This window comes from Pseudomonas sp. RC10-4-2, assembly GCF_050433085.1.
Lineage (GTDB): Bacteria > Pseudomonadota > Gammaproteobacteria > Pseudomonadales > Pseudomonadaceae > Pseudomonas > Pseudomonas aeruginosa.
In genome coordinates, this window is record NZ_JBNPXX010000004.1 from 354,580 (window position 1) to 370,837 (window position 16,258).

Annotated in this window: 15 protein-coding genes; 9 read left to right on the top strand and 6 right to left on the bottom strand. The window is 65.1% G+C overall.

Translation table 11 applies throughout. From position 1 onward, the window contains the following. Positions 1 to 10: 10 nt before the first annotated feature. Together FHW81_RS20450 and FHW81_RS20455 are read right to left on the bottom strand one after the other, a co-directional pair. Positions 11 to 1,318, bottom strand: a complete 1,308-nt coding sequence (locus FHW81_RS20450; protein WP_003097074.1) for an MFS transporter — start codon at positions 1,316 to 1,318, stop codon at positions 11 to 13. Between the two features lie 315 nt (positions 1,319 to 1,633). Beyond that, positions 1,634 to 3,391: a cation:proton antiporter gene (locus tag FHW81_RS20455; RefSeq protein WP_003161091.1), complete on the bottom strand. Its 1,758-nt coding sequence runs from the start codon at positions 3,389 to 3,391 to the stop codon at positions 1,634 to 1,636. Between the two features lie 361 nt (positions 3,392 to 3,752). Between FHW81_RS20455 and FHW81_RS20460 the strand changes: the two genes are divergently transcribed. The 3 genes from FHW81_RS20460 (at position 3,753) to FHW81_RS20470 (ending at position 5,635) form a co-directional block, all read left to right on the top strand. Beyond that, positions 3,753 to 4,607 carry a Tim44 domain-containing protein gene (locus FHW81_RS20460; protein ID WP_003099685.1) on the top strand — a complete coding sequence of 285 codons (855 nt, stop codon included), beginning with the start codon at positions 3,753 to 3,755 and terminating at the stop codon, positions 4,605 to 4,607. A 196-nt stretch (positions 4,608 to 4,803) separates the two neighbouring features. Next, positions 4,804 to 5,205 carry an SMI1/KNR4 family protein gene (locus tag FHW81_RS20465; protein ID WP_003099687.1) on the top strand — a complete coding sequence of 134 codons (402 nt, stop codon included), beginning with the start codon at positions 4,804 to 4,806 and terminating at the stop codon, positions 5,203 to 5,205. Positions 5,206 to 5,422: 217 nt separating this feature from the next. After that, complete coding sequence (locus FHW81_RS20470) at positions 5,423 to 5,635, top strand: YgdI/YgdR family lipoprotein (protein WP_003097061.1); 213 nt, start codon at positions 5,423 to 5,425, stop codon at positions 5,633 to 5,635. A 16-nt stretch (positions 5,636 to 5,651) separates the two neighbouring features. Here FHW81_RS20470 and FHW81_RS20475 read toward each other — a convergent pair whose 3' ends face one another. After that, a complete protein-coding gene (locus tag FHW81_RS20475; protein ID WP_025216313.1) occupies positions 5,652 to 6,332 on the bottom strand; it encodes a GntR family transcriptional regulator in 681 nt (226 codons plus the stop codon). Between the two features lie 64 nt (positions 6,333 to 6,396). After that, a complete protein-coding gene (locus tag FHW81_RS20480) occupies positions 6,397 to 7,179 on the bottom strand; it encodes an SDR family NAD(P)-dependent oxidoreductase (protein WP_003099690.1) in 783 nt (260 codons plus the stop codon). Between the two features lie 115 nt (positions 7,180 to 7,294). On the opposite strand from FHW81_RS20480, the gene FHW81_RS20485 reads away from it, so the two are divergent. The 3 genes from FHW81_RS20485 to FHW81_RS20495 all read left to right on the top strand — a co-directional run bounded on the left by FHW81_RS20485 (position 7,295) and on the right by FHW81_RS20495 (position 10,911). Continuing rightward, complete coding sequence (locus FHW81_RS20485) at positions 7,295 to 8,689, top strand: aspartate aminotransferase family protein (protein WP_003114139.1); 1,395 nt, start codon at positions 7,295 to 7,297, stop codon at positions 8,687 to 8,689. Between the two features lies 1 nt (position 8,690). Next, on the top strand, positions 8,691 to 10,058 hold the full coding sequence (locus FHW81_RS20490) for a glutamine synthetase family protein (protein WP_003114138.1): 1,368 nt from the start codon (positions 8,691 to 8,693) through the stop codon (positions 10,056 to 10,058). Between the two features lie 94 nt (positions 10,059 to 10,152). Next, positions 10,153 to 10,911, top strand: a complete 759-nt coding sequence (locus FHW81_RS20495) for an SDR family NAD(P)-dependent oxidoreductase (protein WP_003097046.1) — start codon at positions 10,153 to 10,155, stop codon at positions 10,909 to 10,911. A gap of 47 nt (positions 10,912 to 10,958) precedes the next feature. Here the strand turns inward: FHW81_RS20495 and FHW81_RS20500 are convergent, their stop codons facing one another. Next, entirely contained in the window at positions 10,959 to 11,702 is a 744-nt protein-coding gene (locus tag FHW81_RS20500; RefSeq protein ID WP_003118448.1) for a hypothetical protein, read from the bottom strand. Between the two features lie 160 nt (positions 11,703 to 11,862). Here FHW81_RS20500 and FHW81_RS20505 point away from each other — a divergent pair, with 160 nt between their 5' ends. The 3 genes from FHW81_RS20505 (at position 11,863) to FHW81_RS20515 (ending at position 15,013) form a co-directional block, all read left to right on the top strand. Then, on the top strand, positions 11,863 to 12,345 hold the full coding sequence (locus tag FHW81_RS20505) for an acyl-CoA thioesterase (protein ID WP_003097040.1): 483 nt from the start codon (positions 11,863 to 11,865) through the stop codon (positions 12,343 to 12,345). A 378-nt stretch (positions 12,346 to 12,723) separates the two neighbouring features. Beyond that, positions 12,724 to 14,427: a YbaL family putative K(+) efflux transporter gene (gene ybaL / locus FHW81_RS20510; RefSeq protein ID WP_003099695.1), complete on the top strand. Its 1,704-nt coding sequence runs from the start codon at positions 12,724 to 12,726 to the stop codon at positions 14,425 to 14,427. A 1-nt stretch (position 14,428) separates the two neighbouring features. Next, the gene (locus FHW81_RS20515; protein ID WP_003114135.1) at positions 14,429 to 15,013 is read left to right on the top strand and encodes a YqaA family protein; all 585 of its coding nucleotides are present in this window, start codon (positions 14,429 to 14,431) and stop codon (positions 15,011 to 15,013) included. Here the strand turns inward: FHW81_RS20515 and FHW81_RS20520 are convergent. After that, a complete protein-coding gene (locus FHW81_RS20520; protein WP_016852292.1) occupies positions 15,010 to 16,212 on the bottom strand; it encodes an acyltransferase family protein in 1,203 nt (400 codons plus the stop codon). The genes FHW81_RS20515 and FHW81_RS20520 overlap by 4 nt on opposite strands. Positions 16,213 to 16,258: the final 46 nt, after the last annotated feature.

The following is a 16,258-nucleotide window of genomic DNA, read 5'->3' on the forward strand; positions in this document are numbered from 1 at the left end:
CGAGGCTCAATCAATCGGTCGTGATCTTCGAGTGCTTCTGGGTGTCCTTCATGAACACATAGACCAGCAGCGAGCAGGCGATACAGGCGGTGACGTACCAGTAGAAGCCGCTCTCCAGGCCGACGCTCTTGAACCACAAGGCAACGTATTCGGCGGTGCCGCCGAAGATCGACACGGTCAGGGCATACGGCAGGCCGACGCCCAGGGCGCGGATCTCGGTGGGGAACAGTTCGGCCTTCACCACCGCATTGATCGAGGTGTAGCCGCTGACGATCACCAGCGCCGCCATGATCAGGAAGAACGCTCCCCACCAGCTGTCGACGCTGTGCAGGGTGCTGAGGATCGGGTAGGTGAAGACGGTGCCGAGTACGCCGAAGGCGATCAGGATCGGCCGCCGGCCGATCTTGTCGGAGAGGGCGCCGACGATGGGCTGCAGTAGCATGAAGAGGAACAGGGTGGCAGCCGAGATCATGGTCGAATCGGTCTTGCTCATGCCTACCGTGTTCACCAGGTACTTCTGCATGTAGGTGGTGTAGGTGTAGAAGGCCAGGGTGCCGCCCATGGTCAGGCCGACCACGGTCAGCACTTCCTTCGGGTGGCGCAGCAGGGTGCGCAGCAGGCTTTCCTTCGGCTCTTCCTTCTTCTTCGAGAAGGACTCGGTCTCTTCCATGCCGCGACGCAGGAACATCGCCACCACTGCGCACAGCGCGCCGATGAAGAAGGGGACGCGCCAGCCCCAGCTTTCCAGTTGTTCTACGGTCAGGGTCTGTTGCAGGACGATCAGCACCGCCAGGGCGATGAGCTGGCCGGAAATCAGGGTCACGTACTGGAAGCTGGAGAAGAACCCGCGCTGTTCCTTGTTCGCCATCTCGCTCAGGTAGGTGGCGGAGGTGCCGTATTCGCCGCCGACCGACAGGCCCTGGAGCAGGCGCGCGACCACCAGCAGGATCGGCGCGGCGACGCCGATGGTTTCATAGCTGGGGGTCAGGGCGATGATCAGCGAGCCAAAGCACATCAGCAGCACCGAGGCCAGCAACGCCGCCTTGCGGCCCTTGCGGTCGGCATAGATACCCATCAGCCAGCCACCGATCGGGCGCATCAGGAAGCCCACGGCGAAGATAGCTGCGGTGTTCAGCAGTTGGGCGGTCATGTCGCCCTGGGGGAAGAATGCCTTTGCGAAGTACAGCGAGAAGGCGGCGTAGACGTACCAGTCGTACCACTCGACCAGGTTGCCGACGGAACCGCTGAAGATCGACTTGATGCGTTGCGAAGTGGTGCGGGGCTGGGCAGACGCGGAAATGGCGTTGGCGCTTTCCATCGTGTTTCCTCTTTTCGTTGTTGTCTTGGATGTGCTGATCAGGGCGCAGCACACCGGCACATCGCGAGGGCGACGTATTGGATGGCTCGATAGCAGGTGCCGTGCCAACGCGGGAAAGCCGCGTGGGGACTGGGTTGGAAGAGGAGCGGGGTGGTCTTGGCCGAGCGGGAGTCCGCCGACCGGGAGAGTGGATAAGCGGAAATCCGCCGATCCTTCAGGGCAAAGGGTCCGATAGCGACACCAGGTGCAGGCGAGGGCGAATAACCGCAGCGTGGTTATCCGCCGATTCGACGGCAGGCCGGGATCGCTTGGCTCTCAGTGGCTGCCCTTTTCCTGGTCGAGGGTTTCCATCAGCGCGATCTGCATCCGCGAATGCACGCGGATCAGCCAGCGCCAGAGCACTGCGATCACCAGGCCGGCGACCAGCACCACTACGACCAGCAACTCGCCCGGCGGCAGGATGCTCGAGCTGAGCGCCGCCAGCAGCACCATCATGCCGGCCAGCGACAGCAGCGGGATGATCTCGGAGATCACCCGACGTACCCGCGCCGTATGGCGTCCGGCTTTCTCCGGCTTGACCCCGAGTTCGGCCAGCAGCATCGATAGGGCCTTGAGCTTGCGGTACGCGGCGATCAGGAAGGCCAGCGAGACCAGCAGCGCGCCGCCCCAGATCAATGCCTTGTGTAGCCCGTCGTAGGCGACCCACTGGCTCATCCAGGCGGAAAGCGTATCGGCGAAATAACCGCCGGCGAGGAAGATCGCGATCACCAGCGCCAGGTTCACCCCGACCTGCAGCAAGATGCGCCGGATCATCGCCGCCAGCACCGCACGGTCGCCCTGCGGCTGGATGCTGCGCAGCCAGTCGCCGTAGTGGCCGAAGATCCTCGCCATGCGCTGCGGCATGGCGTTGGCCAGGTGCTGCGAGAGCGGGTCGGCGGCGCGGATCAGGTACGGGGTGAGCAGGGTGGTGATGGCCGAGACCGCTACCGCCACCGGGTAGAGGAAGTCGCTGGTGACTTTCAGAGTCATGCCCAGGGCGGCGATGATGAAGGAGAACTCGCCGATCTGCGACAGGCCCATGCCGACCCGCAGCGAAGTGCGTCCGTCGTTGCCGGCGATGAACGCACCCATGCCGCAGGAGAACATCTTGCCGAGCACCACCGCGACGGTGATCAGGGCGATCGGCCAGGCGTACTCGACGAGGATCTTCGGGTCGATCAGCAGGCCGATGGCGACGAAGAAGATCGCACTGAACATGTCACGGACCGGCTCGATCAATCGTTCGATCTGCACCAACTGGCGCGACTCGGCCATGATCGCGCCGATCAGGAAGGCGCCGAGCACCATGCTGTATTCCAGCTTCACCACCAGCAGGCAGAAGCCGAAGCACAGGCCGAGCACGGTGACCAGCAGCATCTCGTTGCTCTCGAACTTCGCCACGTAGGCCAGCAGGCGTGGCACCAGGAGGATGCCGACGACCAGCGCGACGATCATGAACAGGCTGAGCTTGCCGACCGTGGAGAACACCTCGCCGGTTTCCACCGAACCGCTCACGGCGATTCCCGACAGCAGGGCGATGATGCCGATGCCGAGGATGTCCTCGACGATCAGCACGCCGAAGATCAGTTGGGCGAAGCGCTCGTTCTTCATCTTCAGGTCGCTGAGCGCCTTGACGATGATGGTGGTGGAGGAGATCGCCAGGATCGCGCCGAGGAACAGCGAGTCCATGGTGCTCCACTCGAAGAAGCGACCGATCTCGAAGCCGATCCAGATCATCAGGACGATTTCCAGGAACGCCGCGATGAACGCCGTGGCGCCGACCTGGAAGAGCTTGCGCAGGCTGAACTCCAGGCCGAGGCAGAACATCAGGAAGATCACCCCGAGTTCGGCCAGGGTCTTGATCGTGTCTTCGTCGTGGATCAGTCCGAAGGGCGGGGTGTGCGGGCCGATGATGAAGCCGGCGACGATGTAGCCGAGGACCACCGGTTGGCGCAGGCGGTGGAAGAGGATAGTGACCACACCCGCCACCAGCATGATCACGGCGAGGTCCTGGATGAAATCGACGGCATGCATGGCGGCGGTCCTCGCTCGGGGAATGGGTCGGCAGACGCGGCGACCGGGCGGCCTCGCAGACCCGCAGACTAGCATCCGCAAGTGCTTGATCGGTGGGCTGAAAAAAACTGTAACAGACGTTTCGGCGAGGCTCTGCGTTGTGCTTCCCGGGTCGCCGGGCGGATCTTCGCGCGCCGATCCGCGTGCATGCCTGTCGTCCCCGGCAACGAAGGTGTACCCTGGCGCCGACCCGCGAGCCAGACGCGGCGGGCGAAAAAACGGCGGCCGGGGAGCAATAGCCCGAAACAAAATCCGGCTGGTCCTGTCGCCCGTACCGCCGCAACATGGCGCGCGTCGATTCCCCCAAGAGAGAAAGACTACAATGCAGCGTGTTCTCAGCATCGCCCTCGCCTTCTGCCTGGCGCTGACCGTCAGCCTGGATGCCAATGCCAAGCGCTTCGGCGGCGGCAAGAGCCTCGGCTCGGCACCCAGCCACCAGACCCGCCAGGCGCAGCCGGCCACTGCGCCGAACGCCACTGCTGCCGCCCCCAACGCCGCTCGTCCCGCCGCTGCCGCCAGCGGTGCTTCGCGCTGGCTCGGCCCGCTGGCCGGTATCGCCGCGGGCGGCCTGCTCGCTTCCATGTTCATGGGCGACGGCTTCGAGGGCATCCAGATGCTCGACATCCTGTTGATCGCCCTGGTGGCCTTCATCGCCTTCCGCTTCATCGCCGCTCGCCGGCGCCAGCAGAACCAGGGCCAGCCTGCGATGGCCGGGCACGCGCCGATGCAGCGCGAAATGCCGGCCCAGGCGCCGATCTTCGGTGGCGCCGCCGCTGCTGCCGCTGCGCCGAGCCCGGTGATCAACGCGCCGAGCTGGTTCAACGAGGAGCGCTTCGTCGGTGCCGCTCGCGAACACTTCATGTCCCTGCAGCAGCATTGGGATGCCAACGAGATGGACAAGATCGCCGAGTTCGTCACCCCGCAGATGTTGCAATGGCTGAAGCAGGAGCGCGCCGAGATCGGCGACGCCTACCAGTCCACCTACATCGACAACCTGGTCGTGCAACTGGACGGCGTCGACGACCAGGCCGACAAGACAATCGCCACCCTGACCTTCAGCGGTGTGTCGAAGACCTCGCGCTTCGACCAGGGCGAAGCCTTCAGCGAAAGCTGGCGGATGGAGCGCGCCCAGGGCGAGAACCAGCCATGGCTGGTGGCCGGTATCCGGCAGAACTGATCCCGAGTGGTTGCGGTCCCTTCGGGGGCCGCCGAAACCCCCGCTTCCGCCAGGGAACGGGGGTTTTTTCATCTCCGTTGGCGGGTTGACCGACCATTCGTCCGGCGCCATGGCCGAAGGCCAGCCGCGACACTTGTCTTGCGCTCGGTGCGGCTACTGTATAAAAAGCGCGCCACCCGTTGCGAGAGAGCCTGTCGTGGAAGACGTCATCGAAAAACTGCGTGAACTCAACGAACCGGTTCCGGTGCCCCTGGAACTGCCGGAAGAAGAACTGCTGGTGGAAATCGAGGAAGAGCTGCTGATCGGCATTCCCGCCGAGTTCCGCGAATTCCTCCTGCTGGTCAGCGATGTGGTCTACGGCCGCCTGGAGCCGGTGACCGTGACCGATCCGCACTCGCACACCTACCTGCCCGAAGTGGCGGCCACTGCCTGGGACCTGGGCGTTCCGCGCGAGCTGATCCCGCTTTGCGAGGACGACGGCAGCTACTACTGCGTGGCGGAGGACGGCGAGGTGGTGCTCTGGGCCGATGGCGACCTCACCGATGAAAGCTGGGATTCGGTGTGGGTCTGGGCTCGCGACGTCTGGCTGGAGAGCTGAGCCTGAACCGCCGCAAAGGCTCTGCAACGCGCCTTTGCCGCTGACTTCCCGACGTCGCGCGAGGCTGCCTGGAGGCCCTGCGCGTCGCCGTCGGCGCTTCGTCTCCGACAAAGCGCCGCTGCGCTAAGGAATTTCCCTCGATTGCGACGGTCACAAGGGCAATTCCGCACTTGTCGCTCCGGATGTAGGCAAGTGCGCTGCCCCGTGTGGAGATTCTATGAAGTTCAAAGCTCTGTTCGCTGCATTGCTGCTGACCAGCCTGGCGGGTTGCGCCAACCAGGCGGTGGTCACTTTGCAAGATGGCAGCGAGGTCCTGGTCAAGGATCAGTCGGATTACGACAAATACAATGACTACTACGAGTTCGAACAGCTGAATGGCGACACCATCCTGATCAAGAAGGACAATGTGCGCACCATTCGCCCGCAGTAGCGGCGCTTATCTCCCGTCAGGCGTGCTCGCCGGAACGGTGTCGCTTTCGTGGCCGGGCCTCCAGCTCCAGGAGGTTCAGCAGGTACTGACCGAAGTAGGCCAGGTCCTGTTCGATCGCCGCGCGCGCGGCCGGGCCGTCGCCGCGGCGTAGCGCGTCCAGGGCGTCCTCGTGGAAATCGTTCAGACGTAGGGAGAGGTCGGCCTCGGTGAACAGCCGGTTGAAGAACGGCCCGACCTGTAGCCAGAGCGTCTCGATGAGACGCAGCAGCACCGGGTTGCCGCAGGCGCGGTAGAGCGTCAGGTGGAATTCGCTATTGGCGTCCAGGTAGGCCTGTACCTCGCGTCGGCGCAAGGCGTCCTCCATTCGCCGCAGACAACCTTCGAGTCCTTCCAGTGCCTGCTCGTCCAGCCGGCCGCTGGCGCTTTCGGCCGCCAGCCCTTCGAGGGACAGGCGCACCTGGAGGATCTGCAGGAAACGCTCGCGGGTCATCAGCGGCACCCTGAGCGAGCGTTGTGCCTCGCCCTCCAGCGCCCCTTCCGCCACCAGCCGTTGCAGGGCGGCGCGAACCGGCATCGGGCTGGTGTCCCACTGGTTCGCCAGGTCGCGGATCTTCAGTCGCTCGCCGGGCTGGAAACGTCCGGCCAGCAAGTCTTCCCGCAGTCGTTGGTAGAGTCGTTCCTGGAGATTCTCGGCCATGGTCAGCTCCGGGTCGCCGGTGGCGCCGGAAGCTGGGAAAGCGTCAGGCTGCAGTTGCACATGTTCAGCTCCGTTTGTTTTCGATCAGGCAGTTGCCGCCATCCACCACCAGCAGTTCGCCGTTGACGAAGCTGGCTTCGGGCGAGGCGAGGAAGGCCACCGCGGCGGCCACCTCTTCGGGCCGGCCGGCACGTCCGCTGGGGCTGGCCAGGGCGGCCTGGCGTTCTTCGGCGGTGCTCGAGGCGGTGGCGATCCAGCCCGGCGCGACGCTGTTCACCGTGATGCCGCTCTTCGCCACCTCCAGCGCGAGGCCCATGCTCCAGCCGACCAGACCGGCCTTGGCCGCGCTATACGCGGCTTCGCCCGGGTTGCTGCCGCGGGTTCCGGTGGTGGAGGCGACGTTGACGATCCGCCCGTAGCCGCGCTCGCGCATGCCCGGCAGCAGGCCGCGGGTGAGCAGGAAAGCGCTGGTCAGGTTGCGCGACAGGGACAGTTGCCAATCCCGCAGCGAGGTCGCTTCCACTGCGCTGAAGGGCTCCGCGCTGTCCAACTGGGCCATGCCGGCATTGTTCACCAGGATGTCGACCCGTCCCCACTGGGCTTCGGCCCAGTCCAGCAGGCCCTGCACCTGGGCTTCGTCGGTCAGGTCGGCGCTCGCGGCGCGCACGTCGTGACCACATGCGCTCAGTTCCTCCGCTCGTTGCCTAATCCGCTCGCTGCTGGCGGTGATCAGCAGGCGCACGCCTTCGCGGGCCAGCCGCCGGGCAATGGCGAAACCGATGCCGAGTTCGCTGCCGGCGCCGCTGATGAGCGCGACCTGACCTGTCCACTTCGAAAAGTCATTCATTTTTGTGATCACAAAATTGACATGGAAAACAGATTATCAGTGCTTTCAAATACTGTATTGACTTTTTTGTGATCACAAATGAAAGTTGTGCGAAATAAAAAACGAGGTGTTCGAAATGACCGCCAGTGGCATCGCCGAAGCCGCCGTGGAAACCTTCATGGCCCGCGAGCAGCAACGTTTCCTTGCGCAGAATCCACAGTCCGTCGCGCTCGCCGAGCGAGCCCGGCGCGCCTTGTTCGACGGCGTACCGATGCACTGGATGAGCGATTGGTCAACACCCTGTCCGCTGTTCGTGGCGCGTGCCCACGGCGCGCGTTTCCATGATGTGGACGGCCACGCCTACGTGGACTTCTGCCTGGGCGATACCGGCAGCATGTTCGGCCATTCTCCGGCGCCGATCGCCCGGGCGCTCGCCGAGCAGGGCGCGAACGGCCTGACCACCATGCTTCCGGGGGAGGATGCCATCGTCGCAGGCGAGTTGCTGGCGCAGCGCTTCGGCCTGCCGTTCTGGCAGGTAGCGACCACCGCTACCGACGCCAACCGCTTCGTCCTGCGCTGGGCGCGTGCGATCACCGGTCGCAAGGTGGTGCTGGTATTCGACGGTTGCTACCACGGCACGGTCGACGACACCCTGGTTCGCTGCCGCGACGGCCGCACCGTGCATCGCTCCGGCCTGCTCGGCCAGGCCCACGACCTCACCCAGTTCAGCCGCGCGGTGCCGTTCAACGACCTCCAGGCCCTGGAGCGGGCGCTGGCCGGCGAAGACGTGGCCGCCGTGCTCTGCGAGCCGGCGATGACCAACATCGGCATGGTCCTGCCGCAACCCGGCTTCCACCAGAAGCTACGCGAGCTGACCCGTCGTCACGGCACGCTGCTGATCATCGACGAGACCCACACCATCTCCACAGGTCCTGGCGGCTGTACCCGCGCCTGGAAGCTCGAGCCGGACTTCATCACCCTCGGCAAGCCGATCGCCGGCGGCGTACCGTGCTCGGTGTATGGTTGCAGCGCGGCGATGGCCAGCGCCATGCAACTGGCCAGGGCACGTGCCAGCGAGCAGAGCGAAGGCCACGGCCACAGCGGCATGGGTACCACGCTGTCGGCCAACGCCCTGGCGATGCGCTGTATGCGCGCCAACCTGGAAGAGGTGATGACCGATACCGCCTACGCCCACATGCTGCCCCTGGCGGCGCGTCTGGCCGAGGGCTTCCGCAGGATTATCCACAAGCACGGCCTGGCCTGGTCGGTGACCGAGCTCGGCGCGCGCAGCGAGTTCCAGTTCTGCCCGCAACCCCCACGCGACGGCGCGGCCGCCGAGGCGGCGTTCCACGACAGCCTGCAGATGGCCTTGCACCTGTATCTGATCAACCGCGGCATCCTCATCACGCCGTTCCACAACATGACCCTGTGTTGCCCGGACACTCGCGAAGAAGATGTCGACCGCCTGCTCTCCAGCCTCGACGAGGCGCTCGGCGAGCTGCTCGCCATACCCGGCGCGCGGGAGGCCTGAGATGCATTTCGCCGATCCGCGGGAAGCCCGCGAGTTCCTCGCCGCACACCCCGAGGTGCGCAGCATCGAGCTGTTCCTGATCGACGCCAACGGCGTGCCGCGCGGCAAGCTGCTGCATCGCGACGAGCTGCTGGCGGTCTACGAAAGCGGGCGGCCGCTGCCGAGCACCATCCTCGGCCTGACCATCAATGGCGATGACGTCGAGGAGACCGGCCTGGTCTGGGACGTCGGCGATGCCGATTGCTGGACCTTCCCGCTGCCCGGCAGCCTGACCCTGCAACCCTGGCGGCAGTCACCGACCGGCCAGGTGCAGGTAAGCATGCATCCCGAGCTCGGGCTACCGGCCGCGGCGGGCGATCCCCGGCATGTGTTGCAGCGGGTTATCCACAGCCTGCAGGCGGAGGGTTTCCACCCGGTGATGGCGGTGGAACTGGAGTTCTACCTGCTCGACCGCGAACGCGACAGCGACGGCCGGCCGTTGCCGGCGTTACAGATGAATGGCCAGCGGCCGCGGGCGACCCAGGTCTATGGCGTCTACGAGCTGGAGCAGTTGCAGCCATTCCTCGATGACTTGTATGCCGCCTGCGAGGCCCAGGGCCTGCCGGCGCGCACGGCGATTTCGGAGTACGCGCCGGGGCAGGTGGAAATTACCCTGCAGCATCGCTTCGACACGCTCCAGGCGATCGACGAAGGCGTGCGCTACAAGCGCCTGGTCAAGGGCGTGGCGAATCGCCATGGGTTGCAGGCCTGCTTCATGGCCAAGCCGTTCGCCGATCTTTCCGGCAGCGGCCTGCACCTGCACGTCAGCCTGGCCGACGCCGCTGGCAACAATCTGTTCGCCAGCGAGGACCCGGCCGGGACCCCGCTGCTGCGCCAGGCCATCGGTGGAATGAAGGCGTGCCTGCTGGAGTCTTTGGCGCTGTTCTGTCCGAACGCCAACTCGTTCCGCCGCTTCCAGGCGAACAGCTACGCGCCGCTGGCGCCGACCTGGGGAATCAACAACCGCACCGTGTCGCTGCGGGTTCCCGGCGGCCCGGCGTCCAGCCGGCACATCGAGCACCGCATCTGCGGCGCCGACGCCAATCCCTACCTGGCGGCGGCGGCGTTGCTCGCGGCGGTGCGCCTGGGGATTCGCGAGCGACTCGACCCCGGTGCGCCGATCACCGGCAACGGCTACGCTCAAGCCACCCAGGCGTTGCCGAGCGACTGGCTGACCGCGCTGCGCGCGCTGGAGGGCTCGGCCTGGGCGCGCGAGGCGCTCGGCGAGGATTTCCTGAAGATCTACCTGGCGATCAAGCAGGCCGAATACCGTGCCTTCATGGGCGAGGTCGGCGAGCAGGACTGGCGCTGGTATCTCAACCAGGCCTGAATGAACGGCTGCCGGCGTTGCCGGTCAGTCATTGAAGCGGGCGGCCGATTGGCCGTCGGTGTTTTCCACGCGGCACAGGAGTAAGGAAAAGCAGATGAGCACGCCCGTCGTTCTTATCACTGGTGCAGCCGGCGGCTTGGGCCGGGCAATCGCCAAGCGTTTCGCCCAGAGTCATTGGCGCATCGCCGCCACGGATGTGGATAAGGAGGGCCTGCACGCGCTGAACGCGCAGGTGCCGTTGGACGCCAGCGGGGTCGCCGACCTGCGCAGCGCGGATAACTGCCATACCCTGATGTCGAAGATTCTCGCCCGTACCGGACGTCTCGACGCCCTGGTGAATGCCGCGGGCGTCTGGCGCGAGGGGCCTGTGGAAAATTTCACCGAGGAGGATTTCGACCTGGTCCTGGGAGTCAACCTCAAGGCCTCCTTCTACATGTGCCAGGCCGCGATTCCCTACCTGAAGGAAAACCAGGGCAGCATCGTCAACATCTCCAGCGACTCCGGACGCCAGGCCTACCGGGGTTCGGCGGCGTATTGCGCGAGCAAGGCAGCGCTGACCATGCTGAGCAAGACCCTGGCGCTGGAACTGGCCGAGCAGGGCGTGCGGGTCAACGCCGTGTCGCCGGCGGATATCGCCACGCCGATGCTCGACTACCAGGCCGAACGCTATGGGATGGGCAATCCGGATGGCTACAAGCGCGCGCTGCTGAAGGATTATCCACAGGGCAAGGCGGCACGCTTCATCCGCCCGGAAGAAGTCGCCGAGCTGGTCTGGTATCTCTGCGGCCCTCAGGCCGAAGCGATCACGGGCGCCGACCTGGCGGTGGACTTCGGCCTGTCCGCTGGCCGCTGAGTGGATTTTCCACGGGTCGCTCCGCTGGAGCGGCCTGTGGAAAAGTTTCAGTCGTCCCTGGCCTGACTGGATATCTTCACCCAGTTACCGGCGGCGGCGATGCCCATGCCGCCGTAACCCTGGCAGTTCCCGCCAAGGCTCTCCACCACTCGCAGGTCGATGCCTTCCTGCCATACCAGCAGGCTGCAGCCGGCGCCCAGGCCTTCGCTGCGCAGCCGGTAGAGCGCGCCTTGCCCCTCCAGCCGACCGGACAGCTCGCCGACCGCCGCGGGCCCATATTCCATCAGTTTCTCCGGATTGCCGATGCGCATCAGGGCGAAGCTCGCCTGGTAGCCGCCCTTCACCGGTTCGATCTGCAGGCTTTCCCATTCGGCCTGCCCGGCGTAGCGCAGGTAGTGCCCGGCGAGGCCCTGGAGGGACGGATAGTCGACTTTCAGGGCAACCTGTTCCAGGTTGTAGCGCGTGGCTTTGCCGCTGTAGCCGCGATCCAGCGCCAGGTTCATCCAGGCGCGGGCGCGTCCCGGTTGCCCGGCCTTGAGGCTGGTCAGCGCGAGATTGTTCAGCGCCTGTTCCGAGTCGGCTCCGCCCTGCTCCTGGCGCTCGGCCAGGCGCAATTGCCAGGCGAAGGCGTCCAGCGCCTGTGGATAACTCCCCTGTCGATAAGCCTGGGTGCCGCGCGTGTTGCATTCCGCGGCGGTGGCGCAGGGCGTATCCTCGGCCTGGATGGCAGCGGCACCGATGCCGGCAAGCACGGCCAGGGCCAGGAGAAGGATGCGTATGGCGGCAGGCATTGGAGCGATTCCCGGTGGAAAAGGGCCAGTCTAGAAAAGCCCGCGGATGTCTGCACGACCCGGCGCGATTTCGATCATGACGATTGAAAATTTGTGGCCGCTGCCGTCTTCGTTTGCGTCTATGGTGTCCCCCGCCCGTCCTGATGAGAGAAAAAGCGCTATGCAACCCGGAAACAACCAACTGTCGATGACCGTGCTGATGACTCCGGACATGGCCAATTTCTCCGGCAATGTCCATGGCGGCACCCTCCTGAAGTATCTCGACGAAGTCGCCTATGCATGCGCCAGTCGCTATGCCGGTCGCTACGTGGTGACCCTGTCGGTGGATCAGGTGATCTTCCGCGAGCCGGTGCATGTCGGCGAACTGGTGACCTTCCTCGCTTCGGTCAACTACACCGGGCGGACTTCCATGGAAATCGGCGTCAAGGTCATCACCGAGAACATCCGCGAGCAGTCCGTGCGTCATACCAACAGCTGTTTCTTCACCATGGTCGCCCTGGATGACGAGCGCAAGCCGGTGGCCGTCCGCCCGCTGGAGCTGGAAACCGCCGAGCAGAAGCGCCGCTTCGCCCAGGCCCAACAACGCCGCCAGCTGCGCGCGGAGCTGGAGGCCCGCTACCAGGCGATTCGCGAAGACGGATGAGGAAGGCTGCCGGTGTCCGGTCGAGCCCGCTTCGGACCTGCTGCCGTTTCGCGAATTTTCGCAGCTTTTCATAAGAAAACGCAGAGGTTTGCCTCTGCTGGCGTCCATTCCTGACATTTCTTGATAAGAAACCGGCGTGCCTGTTAAAACTCCAGCAACGTCAACGGGTTAACCTGTCGGTATCGCGCCGGGTTTCGCCACGAACCATAGCCGCCGTCGGGTCGCTCGAATGCCATGGGCCGGTCGCTCTGCCCGGCTCCGTTGGCGGAAAGCCTTTCCGCCTTGCCGTCACGGGCGCGGGTCCGTGATCCATTTCGAACGTCGTCGTCCGCCGGCCAGGCCGCGGAGGACGCGTTCCCCGTGTTGCCGGGAGTCCTGATGCACCATACGCCGTTACTCACTACACTCGCCGCGGGGTTCGTCCTCGCCTTCCTCTTCGGGGCCCTGGCCAATCGCCTGCGCATTTCGCCGCTGGTCGGCTACTTGCTCGCGGGCGTCCTGGCCGGGCCGTTCACTCCCGGTTATGTCGCCGACCAGGCGCTGTCGCAGGAAATCGCCGAACTCGGCGTGATCCTGCTGATGTTCGGCGTCGGCCTGCACTTCTCGCTCAAGGACCTGCTCTCGGTGAAGGCCATTGCCATTCCCGGGGCGCTGGTGCAGATCGGCGTCGCCACGCTGCTTGGCATCGGCCTGGCCAAGCTGCTCGGCTGGAGCTTCGGCGGCGGCCTGGTATTCGGCCTGAGCCTGTCGGTGGCCAGTACCGTGGTGCTGTTGCGCGCCCTGGAGCAGCGCCAGTTGCTGGACACCAAGCGTGGCAGGATCGCCATCGGCTGGCTGATCGTCGAGGACCTGGCGATGGTCCTGACCCTGGTGCTCCTGCCGGCGCTCGCCGGCACCCTCGGCGGCAAGACCGACGGCGGCGACGCCGGTCTGCTCTGGCCGCTGCTGATTACCCTGGGCAAGGTCGCCGCCTTCGTCGCCCTGATGATCTTCGGCGGTCGCCGGGTGGTGCCCTGGGTGCTGGAGAGGATCGCCGCCAGCGGTTCGCGGGAGCTCTTCACCCTGGCCGTGCTGGCCATTGCCCTGGGCATCGCCTATGGCTCGGCGGTGCTGTTCGGGGTGTCCTTCGCGCTAGGCGCCTTCTTCGCCGGGATGATTCTCAACGAGTCCGAGCTCAGCCACGAGGCGGCGGAGAACTCGTTGCCGCTGCGCGACGCTTTCGCGGTGCTGTTCTTCGTCTCGGTGGGGATGCTGTTCAATCCGATGATCCTGTTGCAGGAGCCACTGACGGTCCTGGCCACTTTCCTGGTCATCGTCTTCGGCAAGTCGGTGGCCGCCTACCTGATCGTCCGCGCTTTCGGCCATCCGAACAGCACCGCACTGGTGATCGCCGCCAGCCTGGCGCAGATCGGCGAGTTTTCCTTCATTCTCATCGGCCTGGGCATTGGCCTCGAACTGGTGCCGGAGCAGAGCCGCGACCTGGTGCTGGCCGGGGCGATCCTGTCGATCCTGGTCAATCCGCTGCTGTTCATCGCCATCGATCGCCTGCAGCAACGCAAGGAGCAGCGCCTGGCGGAGGCCGCTGGCGGGGTCCGCGAGATGCCGGCGCAGGACCTGCCGCCGCCGATCCTGGAGCGCGAGCATGCGGTGCTGATCGGTCATGGCCGGGTTGGCGGGTTGGTCAGCGCTCGCCTGCGCGCCGCCGGGACGCCCTTCGTGGTAGTGGTGGACAAGCGCGACAAGGCCGACGAACTGCGCGAACAGGGCTACAGCGTGGTCCTCGGCAATGCCGCCAGTCCCGGCGTGCTGGAACTGGCCAACATCGCCGAGGCGCGCTGGTTGCTGATCGCCATTCCCAACGGCTTCGAGGCCGGGCAGATCGCCAGCCACGCCCGCGCGGTGAACCCGCCGCTGGACATCGTCGCCCGGGCGCATTTCGACGCCGAGGTGGACTACCTGGAGCAGAACGGCGCCAACCTGGTGATCATGGGCGAGCGCGAGATCGCCTGCGGCATGGTCCATCGCCTGGGACTCGACCGTGACGAGCGCGGCGCCGACGCACCGCTGCCGCAGTCGGCCTGACATGTTGCGCCGTCTCTACGACTGGACCCTGCGCCTGGCCGGCCATCCCCGCGCGGAGCTGGCCCTGGGCGGGGTGACCTTTGCCGAAAGCTCGTTCTTCCCGATTCCGCCGGACGCCTTGCTGGTGCCGATGGTCCTGGCCAACCGGGCCAAGGCCTGGCGCTACGCGGCGATCTGCGCGATCAGCTCGGTGCTGGGCGGCATCGCCGGCTATTTCATCGGCTTGCTGCTGTTCGAGAGCGTGGCCATGCCGATCCTGGCGTTCTACGGCTTGCTGGAGAACTTCGAACAGGTCGCCGAACGCTACAACGAACTGGGCTGGCTGATGGTGCTGCTGGGCGGCGGCTTCACGCCGCTGCCGTACAAGGTGATCACCATTACCAGCGGAGTGACCCAGCTCGACCTCTGGCTGTTCGTCGGCCTCAGCCTTGTCGCCCGCAGCCTGCGCTTCGCCGCTACCTGCGCTTTGCTGTTCTGGGCTGGCCCACGCCTGAAGACCCTGATCGAGCGGCGTCTGGGCATGGCTTTCGTGCTGATGGCGGTGATGGTGGTCGGTGGGTTGATGTTGGGGAAATACGTTCTTTAGCCAGCAGTCGGGTGACGGCCCAGGCGCTTGAGCGCCAGCATCGGTTTGCCCAGCAGAGCGCTGAGTTGTCTGGAGCGTTGCATGGCCGGACTTTCTATGAAACGGAAGGATAGATACGACGCGAGCACTACCAGGGGAGTGATCGCACCTATGACCAGCCAGTGTTCCAGAGCGGAAAACGCCTTGGCGTTGTCCCTGCCGATCAGCAGTTCGAAGCTGATGAATAGGATGCACCCGTGCAGCAGATACATGCTGTAGGTCATTTCGCCGAGGAAGCGGGACAGTGCTTGAGTCAGCAGGCCGAATAGGCTCGAACCCGCCGCAATCAGCAGGAAAGCCAGGCCGAGAATGAGGATCGCCGTTTCCTGATAGGCGCTGGGAAAGAGCACTCCGGGTAGGAGCAGGAGCGCCAGGCATAGGAGATTGCCGGGGATACTCGCGGCGAATCGCTGCAGGTGCGTCGAGCGTACCGCGAGCGCTGACAACCCACCAGCGACGAACATATAGGCGAGCGTCCAGTTCGGCTGCCAGGCTTTCAGTACCAGCCAGATCATGCCTGCCATGATGGCCATGGCTACTGGGGAAGGACGGTTCCCGAGCAGGACGCCGAGGAATGGCAGGCAGAAGTAGAACAACCACTCATAGGGCAGCGTCCAGGTCACCCCTGCCACGATGCGGAATGTCTCGATGAAACCGTTCATGTCAGGCTTGCTCGGTATCGAGAAGAGCAACCAGTCGAGCATCTTGCCAAGCAGGGCCGAGGGCGCCTCGCGTAGGGAAAAGCCGGTGGCCGTGAACACCAAAAGGAATAGCAGTGCCATTGCCAGGAGATAGGCTGGGAGCAGCCGGGCAATCCTCGATGCATAGACATCCAGCCATCTGATCGGCGTGCCGCGGCTGTGCAGGAGCTTGTGAGCGAAGAGGAAGCCGGTGACCATGAAGAACAGCGCGACGCTGGTCTGGCCGAAATGGGCGTAGAGCCGGGACGGCGGTAGTTGCCAGAGACCATCCTTCAGGTAGTAGTACCAGATGGACGAGTGATGGAGAAAAACGAAGAACGCCAGGTAACCGCGCAGGCCGTCGATGGTGACGAACCGGGAAGCGGGCAGGCGCGCGCTGCCAAGGCGACGAATGAACTCACAGGTGGCGAGCGCAACAGCCAGGCAGGCTAGGGCAGGTAGGGCGCTGGTGGGGCTCATTCGTCGGTCTATCTCTGTCGGAAGACCGAGAATGATATGTCAGATT